The organism is Allokutzneria sp. A3M-2-11 16 (assembly GCF_024213555.1).
Classification (GTDB): Bacteria; Actinomycetota; Actinomycetes; order Mycobacteriales; family Pseudonocardiaceae; genus Allokutzneria.
The window spans coordinates 170747-187318 of sequence record NZ_JANAVO010000004.1 but is presented as its reverse complement, the minus strand read 5'-3'; the positions used below and the strand labels follow the sequence as shown (position 1 = coordinate 187318).

Annotated in this window: 16 protein-coding genes and 1 tRNA gene; 7 read left to right on the top strand and 10 right to left on the bottom strand. The window is 69.1% G+C overall.

Annotation, left to right across the window (positions count from 1 at the left end; all coding sequences use genetic code 11):
• Positions 1-9: 9 nt before the first annotated feature.
• Positions 10-3174, top strand: coding sequence for a S8 family peptidase (locus NLX83_RS25165; protein WP_254237624.1), 3165 nt, complete (start codon positions 10-12; stop codon positions 3172-3174).
• A 13-nt stretch (positions 3175-3187) separates the two neighbouring features.
• On the opposite strand, the gene NLX83_RS25160 is transcribed toward NLX83_RS25165, so the two are convergent.
• The 10 genes from NLX83_RS25160 to NLX83_RS25115 all read right to left on the bottom strand — a co-directional run bounded on the left by NLX83_RS25160 (position 3188) and on the right by NLX83_RS25115 (position 11387).
• Positions 3188-3646: an Imm1 family immunity protein gene (locus tag NLX83_RS25160; protein WP_254237623.1), complete on the bottom strand. Its 459-nt coding sequence runs from the start codon at positions 3644-3646 to the stop codon at positions 3188-3190.
• Positions 3643-4446, bottom strand: coding sequence for a DddA-like double-stranded DNA deaminase toxin (locus tag NLX83_RS25155; RefSeq protein WP_254237622.1), 804 nt, complete (start codon positions 4444-4446; stop codon positions 3643-3645). The genes NLX83_RS25160 and NLX83_RS25155 overlap by 4 nt, the downstream gene beginning before the upstream one ends.
• A 4-nt stretch (positions 4447-4450) precedes the next feature.
• Positions 4451-4717: a hypothetical protein gene (locus NLX83_RS25150; protein ID WP_254237621.1), complete on the bottom strand. Its 267-nt coding sequence runs from the start codon at positions 4715-4717 to the stop codon at positions 4451-4453.
• 1182 nt (positions 4718-5899) lie between these two features.
• Positions 5900-6397 carry a hypothetical protein gene (locus tag NLX83_RS25145; protein WP_254237620.1) on the bottom strand — a complete coding sequence of 166 codons (498 nt, stop codon included), beginning with the start codon at positions 6395-6397 and terminating at the stop codon, positions 5900-5902.
• 187 nt (positions 6398-6584) lie between these two features.
• Positions 6585-7136 carry a hypothetical protein gene (locus tag NLX83_RS25140; RefSeq protein WP_254237619.1) on the bottom strand — a complete coding sequence of 184 codons (552 nt, stop codon included), beginning with the start codon at positions 7134-7136 and terminating at the stop codon, positions 6585-6587.
• Positions 7108-7617 carry a hypothetical protein gene (locus NLX83_RS25135; protein WP_254237618.1) on the bottom strand — a complete coding sequence of 170 codons (510 nt, stop codon included), beginning with the start codon at positions 7615-7617 and terminating at the stop codon, positions 7108-7110. The genes NLX83_RS25140 and NLX83_RS25135 overlap by 29 nt, the downstream gene beginning before the upstream one ends.
• Complete coding sequence (locus NLX83_RS25130; protein WP_254237617.1) at positions 7617-8159, bottom strand: hypothetical protein; 543 nt, start codon at positions 8157-8159, stop codon at positions 7617-7619. The genes NLX83_RS25135 and NLX83_RS25130 overlap by 1 nt, the downstream gene beginning before the upstream one ends.
• Before the next feature lie 149 nt (positions 8160-8308).
• A complete protein-coding gene (gene selB, locus NLX83_RS25125) occupies positions 8309-10015 on the bottom strand; it encodes a selenocysteine-specific translation elongation factor (protein ID WP_254237616.1) in 1707 nt (568 codons plus the stop codon).
• Complete coding sequence (selA, locus tag NLX83_RS25120) at positions 10015-11280, bottom strand: L-seryl-tRNA(Sec) selenium transferase (RefSeq protein ID WP_254237615.1); 1266 nt, start codon at positions 11278-11280, stop codon at positions 10015-10017. The genes selB and selA overlap by 1 nt, the downstream gene beginning before the upstream one ends.
• Before the next feature lie 14 nt (positions 11281-11294).
• A tRNA-Sec gene (locus tag NLX83_RS25115) sits at positions 11295-11387 on the bottom strand.
• Between the two features lie 34 nt (positions 11388-11421).
• Between NLX83_RS25115 and selD the strand changes: the two genes are divergently transcribed.
• From selD to NLX83_RS25085, 6 genes are all read left to right on the top strand, one after another.
• Entirely contained in the window at positions 11422-12495 is a 1074-nt protein-coding gene (selD, locus tag NLX83_RS25110) for a selenide, water dikinase SelD (protein WP_256564370.1), read from the top strand.
• Positions 12492-13427: an ABC transporter ATP-binding protein gene (locus tag NLX83_RS25105; RefSeq protein WP_254237614.1), complete on the top strand. Its 936-nt coding sequence runs from the start codon at positions 12492-12494 to the stop codon at positions 13425-13427. The genes selD and NLX83_RS25105 overlap by 4 nt, the downstream gene beginning before the upstream one ends.
• Positions 13411-14265: a hypothetical protein gene (locus NLX83_RS25100; RefSeq protein WP_254237613.1), complete on the top strand. Its 855-nt coding sequence runs from the start codon at positions 13411-13413 to the stop codon at positions 14263-14265. The genes NLX83_RS25105 and NLX83_RS25100 overlap by 17 nt, the downstream gene beginning before the upstream one ends.
• Complete coding sequence (locus NLX83_RS25095) at positions 14262-15179, top strand: ABC transporter ATP-binding protein (protein ID WP_254237612.1); 918 nt, start codon at positions 14262-14264, stop codon at positions 15177-15179. The genes NLX83_RS25100 and NLX83_RS25095 overlap by 4 nt, the downstream gene beginning before the upstream one ends.
• A gap of 5 nt (positions 15180-15184) precedes the next feature.
• Positions 15185-15889 carry an ABC transporter permease gene (locus NLX83_RS25090; protein ID WP_254237611.1) on the top strand — a complete coding sequence of 235 codons (705 nt, stop codon included), beginning with the start codon at positions 15185-15187 and terminating at the stop codon, positions 15887-15889.
• Positions 15890-16162: 273 nt separating this feature from the next.
• Positions 16163-16567, top strand: a complete 405-nt coding sequence (locus tag NLX83_RS25085) for an SsgA family sporulation/cell division regulator (RefSeq protein WP_254237610.1) — start codon at positions 16163-16165, stop codon at positions 16565-16567.
• Positions 16568-16572: the final 5 nt, after the last annotated feature.

Below are 16572 nucleotides of genomic sequence, written 5' to 3'. Positions count from 1 at the left end.
CTCGTGAGAATGACTGGACTCGTGCCGCCGGTGGTCCTCGCGGTCCTGGCCGGGATCGTCCCGGCCACCGCCGCGCCCGCCACCGCTGATCTCGCCGGAGCCGTCACGCTGGTCACCGGCGATCAGGTCCGGCTGCTGCGGCAGCCCGGCGGCGCACCGGGCGTGATGATCACCCCGGGGCCCGGTCGGGAGCACGTGGGCTTCATCCGCGAGGCCGGTCCCGGCGCGGCCGACGTCTCGGTCATCCCCTCCGACGCGAGCGCGCTGGTGGCCGCGGGCCGCGTCGACCGCCGCCTGTTCAACGTCTCCGAGCTGACCCGGCGCAGGCGGGACGACACGCCCTTGATCGTCACCTCGGCGGCCCCGCCGCCCGGAGTGACCAAGGTGCGCGACCTGCCCAGCGTCGGCGGCATCGCCGTGCGGCAGAATCCCAAGCGCACCAAGGACTTCTGGGACTGGGTGACCCGTTCGGCCTCGCCCACCCAGGTGTGGCTGGACGGCATCGGCAAGCCCGCCGTCGACACGAGCGTCCCACGGGTCGGAGCGCCGCGCGCGTGGCAGTCCGGGTTCACCGGCAAGGGTGTCACGGTCGGCGTGCTCGACTCCGGAATCAAGGCCGACCACCCCGACCTGGCCGGGAAAGTGGTGGAGGCCAAGGACTTCACCGGCACGCGGCCGGACGCGCGCGACGACCTCGGCCACGGCACGCACGTCGCGGGGATCATCGCGAGCGCTTCCTCGGTCTACCGCGGCGTCGCGCCGGACACGAAGCTGATCAGCGGCAAGGTGTGCGTGGACCACGGCTGCCCGGACTCCGCGGTGATCGCCGGGATGGAGTGGATCGCGCCGAAGGCCAAGGTGGTCAACCTCAGCCTCGGCGGGGCGGCCACCGATGGCACGGACCCTGTTTCCCAGGCGTTGAACCGGCTTTCCGCCCAGCACGGCACGCTGTTCGTCGTCTCGGCGGGCAACGACCGCAACCTCGACGGCGCGGACCCGCTCGCGTCCGTGACCGCCCCGGCCTCCGCGGACGCCGCGCTCGCCGTGGGCAGTGTGTCCAAAGAGGACACCACGAGCCCGTTCTCGCCGCGCGGCCCGCGCACCGGGGACCTGGCGGTGAAGCCGGACATCGCCGCACCCGGAGCCGAGATCGTCTCCGCGCGTGCGCCCGGTACTCGGGACGGTGATCTCGCACCCGTCGATGCCTTGTACGCGACGCTCTCCGGGACGTCGATGGCCGCGCCGCACGCTGCCGGTGCCGCCGCGCTCCTGGCCCAGCAGCACCCGGACTGGAAGGCGGACCGCCTCAAGGCCGCGCTGACCGGATCGGCCCGACCGACCGCGGACGCCCTGGAACAAGGAGCGGGCAGGCTGGACATCGGTCGCGCGGTGACCCAGCAGGTGACCGCGATCTCCGGCGGCGTGAGCTTCGGCTTCCTTTCCTGGCCGTACAAGCGATCCGACTCCAAGACCGTGACCTACCGCAACGACGGCGCGGCTCCGGTCACCCTCGACCTGGCCGCAGCTGGCCCGTTCACTCCGTCCTCGCCAAAGATCACCGTGCCCGCCAACGGCACGGCCAGCGTCGGTGTTGTGGCCGACCCTGTCGGCAAACCCGCGGGCAGGCACGGCGGTCGCTTGACGGCCACCGCGCCGGGAACCGTTGTGCAGACGGCACTTGCGGCAGTGCTGGAAGGGGAGAGCTACGACCTCAAGGTCGAGTTGATCAGCCGCACCGGACGGCCCAACGGCGGCGTCGCGAAAGCGGTGAACACCGAAACCGGTGCGGCGTATGGACTTCGCCCGAACGGCACCGCGCGGCTGCCGAAGGGGCGCTACGACATCAACGCGTTCGACCTGTCGGACGACCCCGCCAACAAGGCGCAGCCGCTCGCCGTGACGGCGTTGTCCAAGACCGGTTTCGTGGTCGGCAAGGACGCTGTCGTCACCCTGGATGCCAGGCAGGGCAAGCCGATCCGCGCCGCCGTCGACCGGCAGGGCGCGAAGTTCAAGTTCGGCCAGGTCGCTTTGCTCTCCGGCAAGGGCGACCGGATCAGCTCCCTCGGTTGGACGGCGGGCCCGGCACACCAGCTGTACGCGGTGGGCACGGAAACACAGGTCTCCGACCACACGTACGCGTTCACGTTCCGCGTCGGGCTCGTCGATTCGTCCGCCACGTACCAGTTGGCTTTCCTCGAGCGCGGCAGGATTCCGGCGAACACGACCTACCGCGTGCGTGATCACGAGCTGGCGAAGGTGGAGTCGCGGTACCACGCGCAGGGCGCACCGGCGAAGGGGCTGCGGGCGGACTACGCGCGGCTTGCCGTGCAGGAGCCGGGAATCGGCGTGTACGAGACCACCGACCACGCCGTTCCGAGCAAGCGCACGGAGTTCTTCACCGCCCATCCGGACGTCACCTGGCGGCACGTACTCGCGTCCTTTGTGGACGGGAACGACTCGGAGAACACGTGGTCGTACCGGAGCTACAAGCCCGGCTCCTACCAGGTTGGGTGGAACAAGGCCGCCATGGGACCGGCGTTCGGGAACGCGGAGGACGGCTGGGCCGTGCAGCGCGCGGGGAACCAGCTGTCCGTCGGCATGCCGCTGTTGTCGGGCAGTGACCCCGACCAGTACATCTCGCCAGCCGAGGCCATGACCGGCACGACGACCCTGGCCCGGGTGGGCGGCACCCCAGAAAGCGTTCCAGGCGCGGGAATGGCGAGCTTCACCATCCCGGACGCCCCTGGCCGGTACACCCTCCGCACGGAGGCCACCCGCTCCGTGCCGTGGTCGGTGATCGGAACCAGGATCGACACCACGTGGACGTTCGCCGAGCCAGGTGCTTCCAAGACCGCGCCACTGCCGCTGATGGTGGTGCGCGCGAGCGGCCCGGTCGACGATCAGAACCGTGCTTCCGGGCGGCTCCACCCGCTTTCGCTTCTGGTGCAACGGCAACCCGGATCGGTGCGGTCGGATGTCGTGGCGCTGACGGTGGAGGCTTCGTTCGACGACGGCGTGACGTGGAAGCACATTCCCGTTCTGCGCGTGGGAGAACGGGGATTGGCAGTGGTCGAGCACCCCGGCGGGTCAGGATTCGTCGGCTTGCGGATCGGAGCTTCCGACGCCGCGGGAGGCTCCGTGTTGCAGACAGTCCTGCGTGCGTATCGCTTCTAGGGCAACCGAGCCACTAGATCAGCCGTGCCGCCTGCCAAGCGACACAGGTAGGGCGAGCACCAGTGACGGTGAACTCCCTGACTGCCGCACGAACGAGGTCGAGTCGGATGGTGGCACTGCGGTCGAACTCGGTTCCGTGGCCGGGGTCGAAGTACATCGGTGGCGCCTCGTCCGGGACCGCGGGGTTGTGGGTGTCCCAGGCGGCTTCCTCGTCGGAGAAGTTGATCGCGCCCCAGCCCTCTTCTGGAGAGGTGTGCACCCGCATCTGGTGCCGCGGGAACTCGTTCTCCTCGACGTCGTGTGCGCGCATGCTGCGGCAGGGCCGGTCCCAGAGGTAGAGCAGGCTCGCCCACCGGGGATGTGCGTCATCGACCACTCGATCGATGACCTCGGCCTTCTCCGCGCCGGTGCGCGCGTAGACGAAGCGGTTGTCGATGATCGCGCTGAGAATCAGCTCGGCGCCGCTGCTCATGGTTGGGCCTTCCCGCGAAGACGGATCGGTTTGGTGGCGCCTGGCTCCCAGACGACCAGGGTGTAGCCGCGCGGCAGGATCGCCGGGACGGCGTACGTGCAGCCGTACACACCGTCGCAGATCTCGTTGTTGATCACGACGGCGGCGTAGGTGATGCCCTGCTCGCGCATTCGGTAGGCGATCTTCGTCTCGACGTGCTTCGCCGTGTCGAAGCCGCCTGTCTGCGATCGCGGACGCGGGAAGTGGGAGGCGTTGACAAGGATCAGCTCGGCTTGGACGGCATCCTGGTCCCCGCCGCTGACGACCTCCACGTGTGAACCGTCGCCGAGCACACCCAATCCGGTGGTTCGGTCACGCGGACCGACGCGCTCGGGCAGTCGGCGGGCGATGTTGACGGCCCAATCCTTGGTGAGGGCGTGATCGAGGGCTTCACCGATCCCGTCCGGCGCGTGCCCGCGGGCCGGGTGCGGGACGCTGACGCTGCGCTCGGCGGGTTCCCGGTCCTGCGCCGCACAGGGGGTTGTTGGAGGAGACCCGGTGAGGAAGACGTCGCCGACATAGGCGTTGATCTTCTCGGTGACCTGGTCGAGTGCGTTGGCGGCGTCGAGGAAGTCCTGGGCGGCGGTCTCCAAGCCCTGCCGGACGTCGTACAGCGTGGAGTTCTCGCTGCCCGCCGACACCGCGGCCAAACCCGGTCGATGCTCGTCGAGGATGCGGCGCGCGAGTGCGCGAAGTTCGTTCGCGGGACTGGCGTCGCGGGCCGCACGCAGCCTCTTGTAGACCTCGGTCAAGTACGACACGGCGTCAGTACTGCGTCGCCGACATGCGGAGCAGGGTCGCGCAGTGCCGCAGGCGGTGCAGCCCACTGGTGACCATCTCGACGGCGGCGTGGGTGTTGGCCAGGGCGTTGTGGACCTCGTCCCGCTGCGATCCCGCCCAGGCAGAACCGAGCTGCGCCTGCATCTGTTCGACCGACTCGCGCAGTCCGTTCGCTCGCCCGGTGCCTTGGTCGATGACTTCGGCCAGCGAGCTGAGCGCGGCACTCACGTCCCCCGCGGATGTGTGTTCCATGGTGCGTCCCCCTCTGCGACAAGGTGCTCACGCCAGCATGCGAGCCGGGTCTGACACCGAGCGGCGGCTGGTTGGCATACGCCGAAAAGCTTCACGACAGGAGGAGCAGGCTGAGCACGAATGCGGCGGTCATGTCGCGGACTCGCCGAGAACAATTCCACTCGTATGAGTGACGACTAGCAGATTCGATGCGCAACTGCAAGCCCAATGACTGGACAGTTACTGGACATTCGGCCCTCATGACGCCTCTTTCCTGTCCCTTTCATTGGACAACGTTGTTGGTAAGTTGCGGTCCAGTTCCTCCTGCGAGAGCCCGCAAGGTAGACCGGCGCCGCAGGTGGCCCAATGGTTCGGCTATTCTCATGACGGCTGGGAAAATTTGCTCTCTCTGCCTGCGGGTTCGCGAGCCGCAGGCGGCACCAAGCCCTTGTAGGTCGCACACGGGTGGCTTGCAGTGGTGAAAGAGGGTGAAGATTGCCCAGATCGAATGAGAGGAAGTCGAACGACTCGGGTGGCCAAGAGCCTGCCCGCTTGAGGGTCAAGCGCGTGCTCACGCGAGCGCGGAGCTTTACCGCCAAGCATGGCAGAAGCCTGGTCAGCTGGGCTGCCAGGCTTCTGCTCGTGATACTCCGGGTCGACTACTTTGGCTGGTGGACAGACCTGGAGTAACTGTAGGACGGCGGCCTGGTGCGTGCACTAGGCCGCCGTCTCGCATCCTGCACCGCTGGCAAGATAAAACCAGATTACCATTTGAATGGTAACTTTGCGCTGGGTGGCCTAGCCCACTAGGCCACCCCTGTCACCTGCACTTTTGTGCCCCTGGGATTTTTCTTCTTCACGAACTGCTGCTTGCGTGTGGTGCAAGAGCCGTTCGGCTCTCCGCTTGCCCAATTCGACAACTGCACCGACGGCGTAGCTGCCGAGGTCGGTCAGCATGCGCCCGCGCATCTCGTCTCCTATGGCACTAGTCGGGGTGCGGCGCAGCATGGCGTTGGGGCTAGTCGTGCGGTAGTCGGGACCGACACTCAAGGGCATCACGCCCAGCGTGCGGGCAAGCGCGCCCCAAGCCCCTCGGTGCCACCCCCTCGCGGGCCGCTCGCCTGCGGGTACATCCCCTCAGAGGAACTGCCTACGTGAGGCCTCCTGCCAAAAGCACGAAACGGGAAAGCGACGCTGCGTGGGTTACGACAGGATGAGCAGGCCGAGCACGAAGGCGGCGGTCATCAGGGCGGCGAGCGTGCGGGCGTGCCGGGCCCACTCAGCGTCCCAATCGCCGCGGTAGCGCACGTTCGACGTGGTCATCAGCGCCCGCCCGAGGCCGAAGCCCACCCCGGCGCACAACCCCAGCGGCAGCGGCGCGAACAGCAGCACGACGAGGCCGCCGATGTAGGGCAGCCCGCTGGGCAGGTAGGTGCGCATCGCGGTGCCCATCTCGATGCCGAACTGGAGCGGACCGAGGTGCGGGCCCAGGCGGAACACGCTCTCCGGCACGAGGCGGCGGTTCTCCGGCAGTGCGAAGGACAGCACGCCGAAATCCCGCAGCAGCACGGGAACCAGGGCCGCGGCCACGATCGACCAGCGGACAGCGTCGGGTAGTGGCGCGCGGATCAGGGACCCGACGACGACCAGACCCGTCGCGGTCAGCGCACCGCCGACGACGAGACCGGCGCAGAACGCCACCAGAGGGGAACCTCGCCGGACCGGCGAGCTCAGCACGAATGCCGAGTTCTTGCTTCAAGTGCTGCCGCTGGTGGCGAAGCCCGCGGCCGCGCCCATCAGCAGCCACATCGACGGCGGCCACCACACCGCGCAGGCGATCGCCGCGAGCAGGACGCCCACGGCGATCGTCAACGGGTGCCACCGCATGTCAGACGATCGCCCGGCAAATGGTCAGGTAGGTCTGCCCGGTGTGCCCGCCGCCCCAGTACGTGGTGAAGCCGTCAGAGCAGCGGTAGACGATCCCGTCCGGCGTGGTCCACTTCCACGCGTTCTTCGTTGTCGTTGTGCCACAAGCGGTTGCGGTCGGCGCGTGGTCGGCCTGGATGCCGTTGTCGTTCCACGTGCCGTACTTGTGCCAGCCGCCGTCGCAGAACGTGCTGCCCCGCCAGGCGCCGTTGAAGCACGCGCCGTAGGTGTTCACGTAGGCGCCGCTGGTGTCGCCCTTCACCTCGTAGCCAACGGGATAGGCGTCCTTGCAGTCGTTGCGGTCCCACCCCTGCATGCCGTACTTGCCGGTCTCGGCCCGCGCGGCCCTCGGCCAGCTCAGTGCCGACGCGCCCAAGGTCACCGCGCCGAGCGCCATCGCCTTGAGCACGGTCCGCCGGGCTCCGGTGATCTTCAGCCCAGACAGCGCACGGGACGGCTCCGCGGCCGGGGGAGCCTGGTCGTGGTCAGGAATCCGATCGAGCGTCAACGACATCGACGGCTCCCTTCAAGTCAGAGTCGGTGTCGATCCAGCCGTCAAGCTCCTCGACGCGCACGGGCAACGTCATCCTCCGCACGGCCCCGCCGCCGTCCACGTGCATCAACACCGGCGGTGACAGGTGCGAGACCGCCCGCCACGCCTCGCGGTCGCTGATGATCTCAAGCCCGGCGCCGCTCCACACCGAGGGGGACTCGTGCGTCAGCAGCTTCGCGTGCGGAGCGCGTTGTGCCAGCTCATCGACCACAACCCGGCACAGCGGGCAGCCGGAGTCCACGGCGGCGACGATCGGCCGCGAGGTGCCGTCGGCGAACACCCCGCCGAGCACCACATCCGGTTGCGCGGCGGCGAAACCGTCCGGGTCGCGCATGACGACGGCGCGCAGCAGCCGGACCTCGCGCAGCGTCGCGACGAGCCCGAGGAACAGCACGATGATCGCGGCCCAGGTGATCAGGTAGAAGGCCAGTTCAGCAGACATCAGCTCGCATCCCGCCACGACACGTTGATCCCGTCGAGCCAGTCGAGGTGCTCCTGCGTGGTGCCGGTCAGGTGCACCTCGGCCACGCCGCGCGAACAGCCCAGGATGAACGCGAAACCGCCTGGGTAGGCGGCCTTCCACACCTCGCCGTGCGTGGTCGGGGCGCCCGCGTGCCTCGGCACGAGCGCACTCGCCTGCCTGGGGCCGGGAATGGACACCGAACCGTAGTCCTTCACCACCACGACGACCTGCTCGGACATGGTGTCGAGCAGCGTCGCCGAACGCGGCCGCACCACCATGCCGCCGCTGTTGTCGGTGATCGTCAGCGAGTTGAACAGTGAGAACACCCGGTCGCGCCGCGGTGCCGGTCCGGCGAAGACGGTCATCAGCTCGTGGTACGTGCCGATCAGCGTGGCCACCGAGGACTCGCCGTCGTTCGCCTCCGCGACCAGCACTTCGCGGCCGTGGACGACCAGCCGCTCGCGCGGTGTTGCCGGGGCGACGTGGGTGCACGCGAAGTCGTGGTAGCCACGCGGTCCCATTTGGAACCCGGTTCCATAAGACCCACCGGCGAACCGCACGCCCGTGACCACGCTGGATACCGGCGCCGTGCCCGGGAGCGCCACCCGTACCCGACCGCCGCTCGGCGAGATCAGGTCTAGTTGCTGTTCAGCCACAAGCCGCTTATCGATCACTGACCGTGAGCCGTTACGTGCGCTACGTGCCGGGAATCGGCAAGGCGTTCGGTGAGGCCCATCCGGTTGAGCGTTTCGAGCAGCGGAACGGCGACGCGGCGTGTGGTACTCAGTGCCTGACGGGCCTGACTCACGGTGAACGGCTGCTCCAACCGCGCCAGGACGCGCCGCGCCAGCTCGATGGCCTCCGGCAGCAGCACGACCCCTTCCGTCACCTTCACCAAGCGTCCCGCGCGCACCGCCGCGGCGAGTTCCTTCTGCCCCAGCTTGAGTTCGGCCAGACGGTGCGCGTCCGGCGCCGCGAACGGATCTGCTCGCAGCTCTCGCGTCAGCGTCACCAGCGCGGCTTCGACGCGTGCGGGCAGTTCCGCCTTCTCGGACCGCTGGAGCCTTCCACCCACGACAAGCAACCCCGCTGCCGTCGCCAGGTCACCGATCAGTGCCGCGGGCATGTTCAGCCGCTGGAGTGCCACGGTCACCGGCAGGCCCGGATCCAGCGGCGGCCAACTGTCCACTTCGGACTTGAGTCGCTCGGTCAAGCTCGCCCAGCGGTCCGGGTCGACCCGCCACTCCGGACCGTCGTGCGGCAGTCCCATGGCGCGCAGCCGGTCCCGGTGCACGAACTTCCGTTGTCGCAACTGGAGTTCAAACGGTGAAGCCAGCTCATCCGCGCGCGCCCGTGCGGCTCCGCGTCGAGTCAACGGAGGGGGATCGAGGTCCGCGACGGAAGCGCCCACGATCGTCGAACTGCCAGGGTCCCGCAGCAGCAAGCGATCTCCGATCCGCAGCGGCAGCGCGCGCGACAACGTGAGGCGTGCCGCAGGGGTCCCCAGTGGACGGACGCTCACGGGAACCGAAGCCGAACCGATGTGCAGCGTCACCTGAGAAGGCAATTCGTGTGAAACGAGAACGTCCACAGTGGAACTGTCCAGCCATCGGCTGGGCGTCAAGAGCGCGTCGCCGCGGTGGACGGCGTCACGATCCACTCCGCGCAGGCTCACCGCGACGCGGGCGACAGCTTGAATCGAACCTTCCTTGCGCCCCAACGATTGGAGGCCACGCACCGTGACATGAGAACCGCCTAACAGCAGTTCGTCACCCACGCGCAATGTTCCACCTGTGAGCGTGCCGGTGACCACGGTCCCCGCCCCGGGAACGCTGAACGAGCGATCGACCCACAGCCGCACATCGGCAGCCGTGTCCGGAGCCGGAAGCTCCAACGAAGACAAGGCCGAACGCAGCTCGTCCAGCCCCGCGCCGGTCGCCCCGCTGACCACGACGTGCGCGATCCCCGCAAGCGAGGTCGCAGCAAGGCGTTCCCTCGCTTCAGCGAGCGCACGGCTCGGCGAAGCGAGGTCGGAGCGAGTGATCACGAGCACGCCGCGCTCGATGCGGAGAGCGTCCAGGGCGGCGAGGTGCTCGCTGGACTGCGGCATCCAGCCTTCGTCGGCGGCCACCACGAACATCACCGCTGGCACCGGTCCGATCCCGGAAAGCATGTTCGGCACGAACTTCCGGTGCCCCGGCACGTCGACGAACGCGATCTCCGAGCCGTCTTCGAGGGTTGTCCACGCGAAGCCGAGGTCAATGGTGAGACCGCGCCGCCGCTCCTCCGCCCAGCGATCCGGCTCCATGCCGGTGAGCATCCGGACCAGGGTGGACTTGCCGTGGTCAACGTGCCCGGCTGTGGCGATGACTCGCATCAGCAGCCCAGAACCGCTTGCAGTAACAGAGAATCGTCGTGGACCGTGCGCAGGTCGAGCAGGCACCGCCCGCGCTCGATCCGGCCCACTACGGGAGTTTCGCTCAACCGCAACGATTCCGCGTACTCCGCAGGTAGGCTCACCGCGGCAGACGGCAGCTCGACACCCGGAGCGCCACCGCCGCCCACGGCCGCCACACAGCGCACTGCATCAGCGGAAATTCCCGCGTTGCGCAACAACGTGGACAGAGCGGACGCGCGCTCGAACAAAGCCTCGACAGGAGCTTCAAGTGCTTGGCGCACAGGGGGAAGCGGCCCGCGCAGAGTGGCCTCCAAGGCGGCAAGGGTGAGCTTGTCGACCCGCAGTGCCCTGGCCGCCGGGTGTCGGCGAAGCCGCTCCACGAGGTCGGCGTCGCCGAGCAGCAATCCGGCTTGCGGGCCGCCGAGGAGCTTGTCGCCGCTCGCCGTGACCAGGTTCGCCCCGGCGCGCAGAGCCGTCGCCGCGTCCGGCTCGTCGGGCAGAAGCGGATGTGGCGCGAGCAGGCCGGAGCCGATGTCCGCGATCACCGGGACGCCGAAACCGGTCAGCTCCGCTATGTCCACAGTGGACGTGAAGCCGGTGACCTCGAAGTTGGACGGGTGCACCTTCAGGATGAAGCCCGTGGAAGGACCGACGGCGTCGGCGTAGTCGCGCGGGTGGACGCGGTTGGTCGTCCCGACTTCGTGCAACCGCGCGCCGGTGGAGCGCAGCAGCTCGGGGATGCGGAAGCCGTCACCGATCTCGACCAGTTCTCCACGACTGATCACGATCTCCCGACCCGGTGCGAACGCCAAGGCGCACAACAGCAAAGCCGCAGCGTTGTTGTTGACCACGTGCACTCCGCCCGCGTCCGGCACGGCCTCGGCGAGCGCCGCGAGCGCACTCCGCCCGCGTCGCGCCCGCGCCCCGGTGGCGAGGTCGAACTCGACGTCCGTGGTGCCCGCGGCGGCGTCGATCGCAGCGCGGGCCGCGGGCGACAGGGGAGCGCGGCCGAGGTTGGTGTGCACGACGACCCCGGTCGCGTTGATCACGCGCCGCGGACCTGCCGGCAGTGCCGCCGCGACGGCGGAGGCCACTTCGGACGGAGCGATCTCGCCGGCGCGAGCCCGTTGCTGCGCAGCCACGATCGCCGCTTTCACGGTGGCCGTGCCGAGTTCTCCAACAGCGTAGGCGAAAGACGAGAGGAGGGCGTCGGTGCGCGGGATGTTCCGCCGCGGGTCCGTCATGGCAGGCCCGGCAAGCGGAGGTGGACGGGAATCGAACCCGCCAGCGACAGGTGCTGCCGCTCAACGGTTTTGAAGACCGCGCCGGTCACCAGACCGGATACACCTCCCCGAATCACAAGACCATCCTGACACGATGACCGCATGATCTCCTACCGTCTCACCCAATACGCCCATGGCGGCGGGTGCGCCTGCAAGATCCCGCCGGGCGAACTGGAGCAGATCGTCGCCGGGTTGACCGGGGCGCGGCCGGAGCATCCCGCCGGAGAACTGCTGGTCGGTCTGGGCACCGGGGATGACGCGGCCGTTGTCGGCGTGCGGCCGGACCTGGCGCTGGTCGCCACCGCCGACTTCTTCACCCCGGTGGTCGACGATCCCTATGACTGGGGCCGGATCGCGGCCGCGAACGCGCTTTCCGACGTCTACGCCATGGGCGGCACGCCGGTCGTGGCGGTGAACCTGCTGGGCTGGCCCAGGGAGGTGCTGCCGATGGAACTGGCCGCGGAGGTGCTGCGCGGCGGGCGGGACGTCGCCGCCACCGCCGGGTGCCACGTCGCGGGCGGGCACAGCGTCGACGACCCGGAGCCCAAGTACGGCATGGCCGTCACCGGAATCATTGACCCCGCAAGGACCCTGCGCAACGACGCGGGCCGCGCCGGGCTGCCGCTGTCGCTGACGAAGCCGCTGGGGATCGGCGTGCTCAACACCCGGCACAAGGCCACCGGCGAGGTCTTCCCGCAGGCGGTCGAGGCGATGACCGCGCTGAACCGGGACGCCTCGGTGGCCGCGGTGGCCGCCGGAATCACCTGTGCCACCGACATCACCGGGTTCGGGCTGCTCGGGCACCTGTACAAGCTCGTCCGCGCCAGCGGGGTGAGCGCGGTGGTCGACGCCGCAGCGGTGCCCTATTTGGACGGTGCCAGGGAGGCGGTGCGGGACGGTTTCGTCAGCGGTGGGAGCCGTCGGAACCTCGACTGGGTGCGGCCGCACGTTGATCTGTCCACAGTGGAAGAAACGGAGGCGCTGTTGCTGACAGACTCTCAGACTTCGGGTGGTTTACTGGTCGCGGGCGAGGTCTCCGGCGGAGTGGTGATCGGAGAGCTGATTCCCCAGCGGGACAACGCGATCGTCGTGAAAATAGGGCAAGCCCTTAGGGGGATTCCCAGGGCCGAACCCGATGTGGTCCCCCGGCCGCCGGCCGTAGTGTGCACACCGTGACACTCATCGAGAGCGAATCGCTCGAAAAACGGTACGGCGGCGGGACACTCGCCCTCGCCGACCTGACGGTGAGCATCGAGCCCGGCGTCGTCGGGCTGGTCGGTGCGAACGGGGCGGGGAAGAGCACGCTGATCAAGCTGGCTCTGGGGTTGATCGCACCGACGGCGGGGCGGATCAGGGTGCTGGGGCTGGACCCCCTCACCGATGTGGAGCAGGTGCGGTCGCAGGTGGGCTACATGCCCGAACACGACTGCCTGCCACCGGACATGACCGCGGCGGAGTTCGTGACGCACATGGGGCGGATGTCCGGGCTGCCCGCGGCGACCGCACGGGAACGCGCGTCCGAGACGCTGCGCCACGTCGGGCTCTACGAGGAGCGCTACCGGGCGATCGGCGGCTACTCCACCGGCATGAAGCAGCGGGTGAAGCTCGCGCAGGCGCTGGTGCACGACCCGGAGCTGCTGCTGCTGGACGAGCCGACCAACGGGCTCGACCCGGAGGGCCGGCAGGCCATGCTCGGCCTGGTGCAGCGCATCGGCACCGAGTTCGGCATCTCCGTGGTGGTCTGCTCGCACCTGCTGGGGGAGATCGAGCGGATCTGCACCTCGCTCGTGGCGATCGAGGGCGGGCGGCTGCTGCGCTCGGACTCGCTGTCGGCGATGACCCAGCACAAGGGCGTCCTCGCGGTCGAGGTGGACGAGCGGGTCGACGAGCTCGTCGCGCGCCTGGCCGCCGCCGGGCTCGAAGTCCGCGAGCAGGGCAGGGAACTGCTGGTGCGCTTCGACGACGACAAGACCTACGACGTGATCCGGGACGCCGTGGTCGACCTGGACCTGTCGCTGCACCGGCTGGAGCAGCGCCGCCACCAGGTCGCGGACCTGTTCCGGGACCCCGTCGCAGGATCGGAGGTGGGCGATGTCCAGCACGCCTGAGGGTGTCATTCACGACATCGGCTACCAGCGCTACCAGGGCCAGCGGCTCGGCAGGCGCTACGCGATGTGGTCGCTGTACGTGCACAGCCTGCGCACCGCGTTCGGCCTCGGCCGCGGTTTCAAGGCGAAGCTGCTGCCGTGGACGCTGACGGCCGCGGCGGGCATCGCCGGGCTGGTCATCATGGTCGTCGGCACCCAGACCGGGTTCCAGCTGGTGGGCTACGTCGACCTGGTCGCCAACCTGACCTACGTCGCGATCATCCTGCTCGCCGTCGTCGCGCCGGAGCTGGTCTCCCGCGACCTCGGCAGCAACGTCATGCCGCTCTACCTGGCCCGGCCGCTGAGCGGCACCGACTACGCGCTGTCCAAGCTGGCTGCGCTGATCTCCTCGGTGGCGCTGACCCTGGGCCCGGCCATGGTGATCATGTTCGCGGGCAACGCGTTCGCCACCAAGGACGGGATGACGGGGGTGCTCGACCACGCCGGTCAGTTCGGCCAGGGCATGGCCGCGGTGGTGATCCACTCGGTGGTGCTGGCCGCGCTCGCGCTGCCGCTGGCCTCGCTCTCCGGCAGGCGGATCTTCGCCTCCACCCTGGTGCTGGCGCTGTTCCTGGTGACCGCGCCGATCGCGGAGGGACTGGCGGAGTTCAGCGACAACCCCGAGGTGGTCGGCATGATCACCCCGGCGAACCTGCTGCAGGGCGTGGACAACTGGCTGTTGGAGGGGACCAACCACCCCGTGGGCGTGTGGGGACCGATGCACGGCGTGGTGACGCTCCTGCTCACCTGCGCCGCGGTCGGCCTGCTCCTGCTGAGGTACCGGAAGGTGTCGGCATGACCACGAACATGATCGAGCTGAGCTCCGTGTCGCGGTGGTACGGCAACGTGGTCGCGGTCAACGACGTGACCCTGACCATCGGCCCCGGGGTGACCGGCCTGCTCGGCCCCAACGGCGCGGGCAAGACCACCGTGCTGCACATGATGGCCGGGTTCCTGGCGCCCTCGCAGGGCAGTGTGCTGGTCAACGGCACCCCGAGCTGGCGCAACCCCGAGGTCTACCGCTCGCTCGGCCTGGTCACCGAGCGCGAGAGCGTGCCCGGCTACCTGACCGCGTGGGAGTTCGTGCACGCCAGCGCGGTGCTGCACAAGCTGCCCGACGCCGAGGCCGCCGCCCGCCGGGCGATCGACCTGGTCGAGATGGGCGAGGCGATGGACCGGCGGATCGGCACCTACTCCAAGGGCATGCGGCAGCGCACCCGCGTCGCGGCGGCCCTGGTGCACGACCCCTCGGTGCTGCTGCTGGACGAGCCGTTCAACGGCATGGACCCGCGGCAGCGGATGCACATGATGGACCTGCTGCACCGGATGGCGGGCGAGGGCAGGACGATCCTGTTCAGCTCGCACATCCTGGAGGAGGTCGAGCAGCTCTCCGGCACCGTACAGGTGATCGTCTCCGGGCGGCTGGCCGCCTCCGGCGACTACCGGCACATCCGGCGGCTGATGACCAACCGCCCGCACGAGTTCGTCATCTCCTCCTCCGACGACCGGCGCCTGGCCGCCGCGCTGATGTGCCTGCCGTCGGTGTCCGGGGTGGAGCTGGGCACGGCGGGCCTGCAGGTGCGAGCCAGCGACTTCGGCGGTTTCACCAGGGAGCTGGCGAAGGTGGCCAGGGCGCAGGGCATCCGCCTCTCGCAGCTGCTGCCCTCGGACGAGTCCCTGGAACGCGTCTTCTCCTACCTGGTGGCGTCATGAACCTCATGATCATTCGAATCACCCTGCGGGCGCTGCTCGGCAGGCGCAGGGCGCTGTTGCTGCTGCCGATCCCGGTGCTGCTGATCGGGCTGACCGGGTTCGCCACCACCACCGGCGTCGCGGTGGAACGCTGGGCACCGATCCTGCTCAACGGCATGGGCCTGGGCGTGCTGCTGCCGCTCACCGCGCTGATCGTCGGCAGCAGCGTGCTCGGCCTGGAGATCGAGGACGGCACGATCACCCACATCCTGACCAAGCCGCTGCCGCGCCGGGACATCATCGTCTCGAAGCTGCTGGTGGCCTGGCTGGTGACCACGGTGGCCGCGGGCGTCCCGCTCGGCGTCGCCGGGGCGATCGCAGACGGCGCGACCATGGGCACGGCGCTGTTCGTCGGAGCCGCGGTAGGGGCGCTGGCGTACTCGGCGCTGTTCCTGGCGCTGAGCGTGGTGACGCGGCGGCCGGTGATCATCGGGATGAGCTACATCCTGATCTGGGAGAACCTGCTCGGCACCTACGTGGACGGCACGAAGGTGCTCAGCGTGCGCCAGTTCTCCAGCACGATCACCGACACCATCGCGGGCAACCCGCTGTTGCAGAGCACGTTGTCGGTGACGACGGCGGCGGTCATGGCAGGCGTTTTCGTACTCCTCGGCACCGTCTCCGCCACGCACCGCCTCCGCTCCTTCTCCCTCGCGGGCGATACCAACTGACGCCGACGTAGGGCGGTCTTCAAGTACCCCCGACCCCCCTCCCCACCGTCGCTAACCGCGACAAACCCCGTACAGGGTGTGTAGCTGTTAGCGACCGCCGGAGCGGGGGTACGGGGTACTTGAAGACCACGAATCGGCAACGGCGGCCCCGCTCCGACTGTGAGCGGGGCCGCTTTTTGTCACGATCGGGTGTGACGTGGCCCGAACCGCGTCAGAGCACGGCGGGCATCGGCGTCTCCTCCCCGAAGCCGCACGACGGACGAGGGAGATGGCATGGAGCACGACGAGATCCGCACCACCACGATGTTCAACCTGCTGCTCGCTCCCGCGGTCACCGTGGAGGTGGAGCTGGCTTACTCCACCCGGGACCCCTACGCGATCCGCATGCTGTTCAACCCGGTGCGCGGAAAGAGCGTCGAGTGGCTCCTCGCCCGTGACCTGCTCGCCGACGGCCTGCTCGGCGAGGCCGGGGAGGGCGACGTGCGGCTGTGGCCGATCGCGGGCCCGATGAACCTGGTGGAGATCGAGTTCAGCACCCCGGCCGGTCAGGCCCGGTTCGGCGCGGACGCCGAGGTGCTCGCGGACTTCCTCAACGACAGCTACCTGCTGGTGCCCTCGGGCGAGGAAGAGCTGTGGTTCGACTTCGACCAGGAGCTGGCCCTGCTCGGGGAAGCCTGACGATA

What these genes read in the sequence shown, in the direction of transcription:
- NLX83_RS25165 (WP_254237624.1), top strand. Translation starts at nt 10, where the DNA reads ATGACTGGACTCGTGCCGCCGGTGGTCCTCGCGGTCCTGGCCGGGATC.
- NLX83_RS25160 (WP_254237623.1), bottom strand. Translation starts at nt 3,646, where the DNA reads ATGAGCAGCGGCGCCGAGCTGATTCTCAGCGCGATCATCGACAACCGC.
- NLX83_RS25150 (WP_254237621.1), bottom strand. Translation starts at nt 4,717, where the DNA reads ATGGAACACACATCCGCGGGGGACGTGAGTGCCGCGCTCAGCTCGCTG.
- NLX83_RS25140 (WP_254237619.1), bottom strand. Translation starts at nt 7,136, where the DNA reads ATGTCGTTGACGCTCGATCGGATTCCTGACCACGACCAGGCTCCCCCG.
- NLX83_RS25135 (WP_254237618.1), bottom strand. Translation starts at nt 7,617, where the DNA reads ATGTCTGCTGAACTGGCCTTCTACCTGATCACCTGGGCCGCGATCATC.
- NLX83_RS25130 (WP_254237617.1), bottom strand. Translation starts at nt 8,159, where the DNA reads ATGGGACCGCGTGGCTACCACGACTTCGCGTGCACCCACGTCGCCCCG.
- selB (WP_254237616.1), bottom strand. Translation starts at nt 10,015, where the DNA reads ATGCGAGTCATCGCCACAGCCGGGCACGTTGACCACGGCAAGTCCACC.
- selA (WP_254237615.1), bottom strand. Translation starts at nt 11,280, where the DNA reads ATGACGGACCCGCGGCGGAACATCCCGCGCACCGACGCCCTCCTCTCG.
- selD (WP_256564370.1), top strand. Translation starts at nt 11,422, where the DNA reads ATGATCTCCTACCGTCTCACCCAATACGCCCATGGCGGCGGGTGCGCC.
- NLX83_RS25100 (WP_254237613.1), top strand. Translation starts at nt 13,411, where the DNA reads ATGTCCAGCACGCCTGAGGGTGTCATTCACGACATCGGCTACCAGCGC.
- NLX83_RS25095 (WP_254237612.1), top strand. Translation starts at nt 14,262, where the DNA reads ATGACCACGAACATGATCGAGCTGAGCTCCGTGTCGCGGTGGTACGGC.
- NLX83_RS25090 (WP_254237611.1), top strand. Translation starts at nt 15,185, where the DNA reads ATGATCATTCGAATCACCCTGCGGGCGCTGCTCGGCAGGCGCAGGGCG.
- NLX83_RS25085 (WP_254237610.1), top strand. Translation starts at nt 16,163, where the DNA reads ATGGAGCACGACGAGATCCGCACCACCACGATGTTCAACCTGCTGCTC.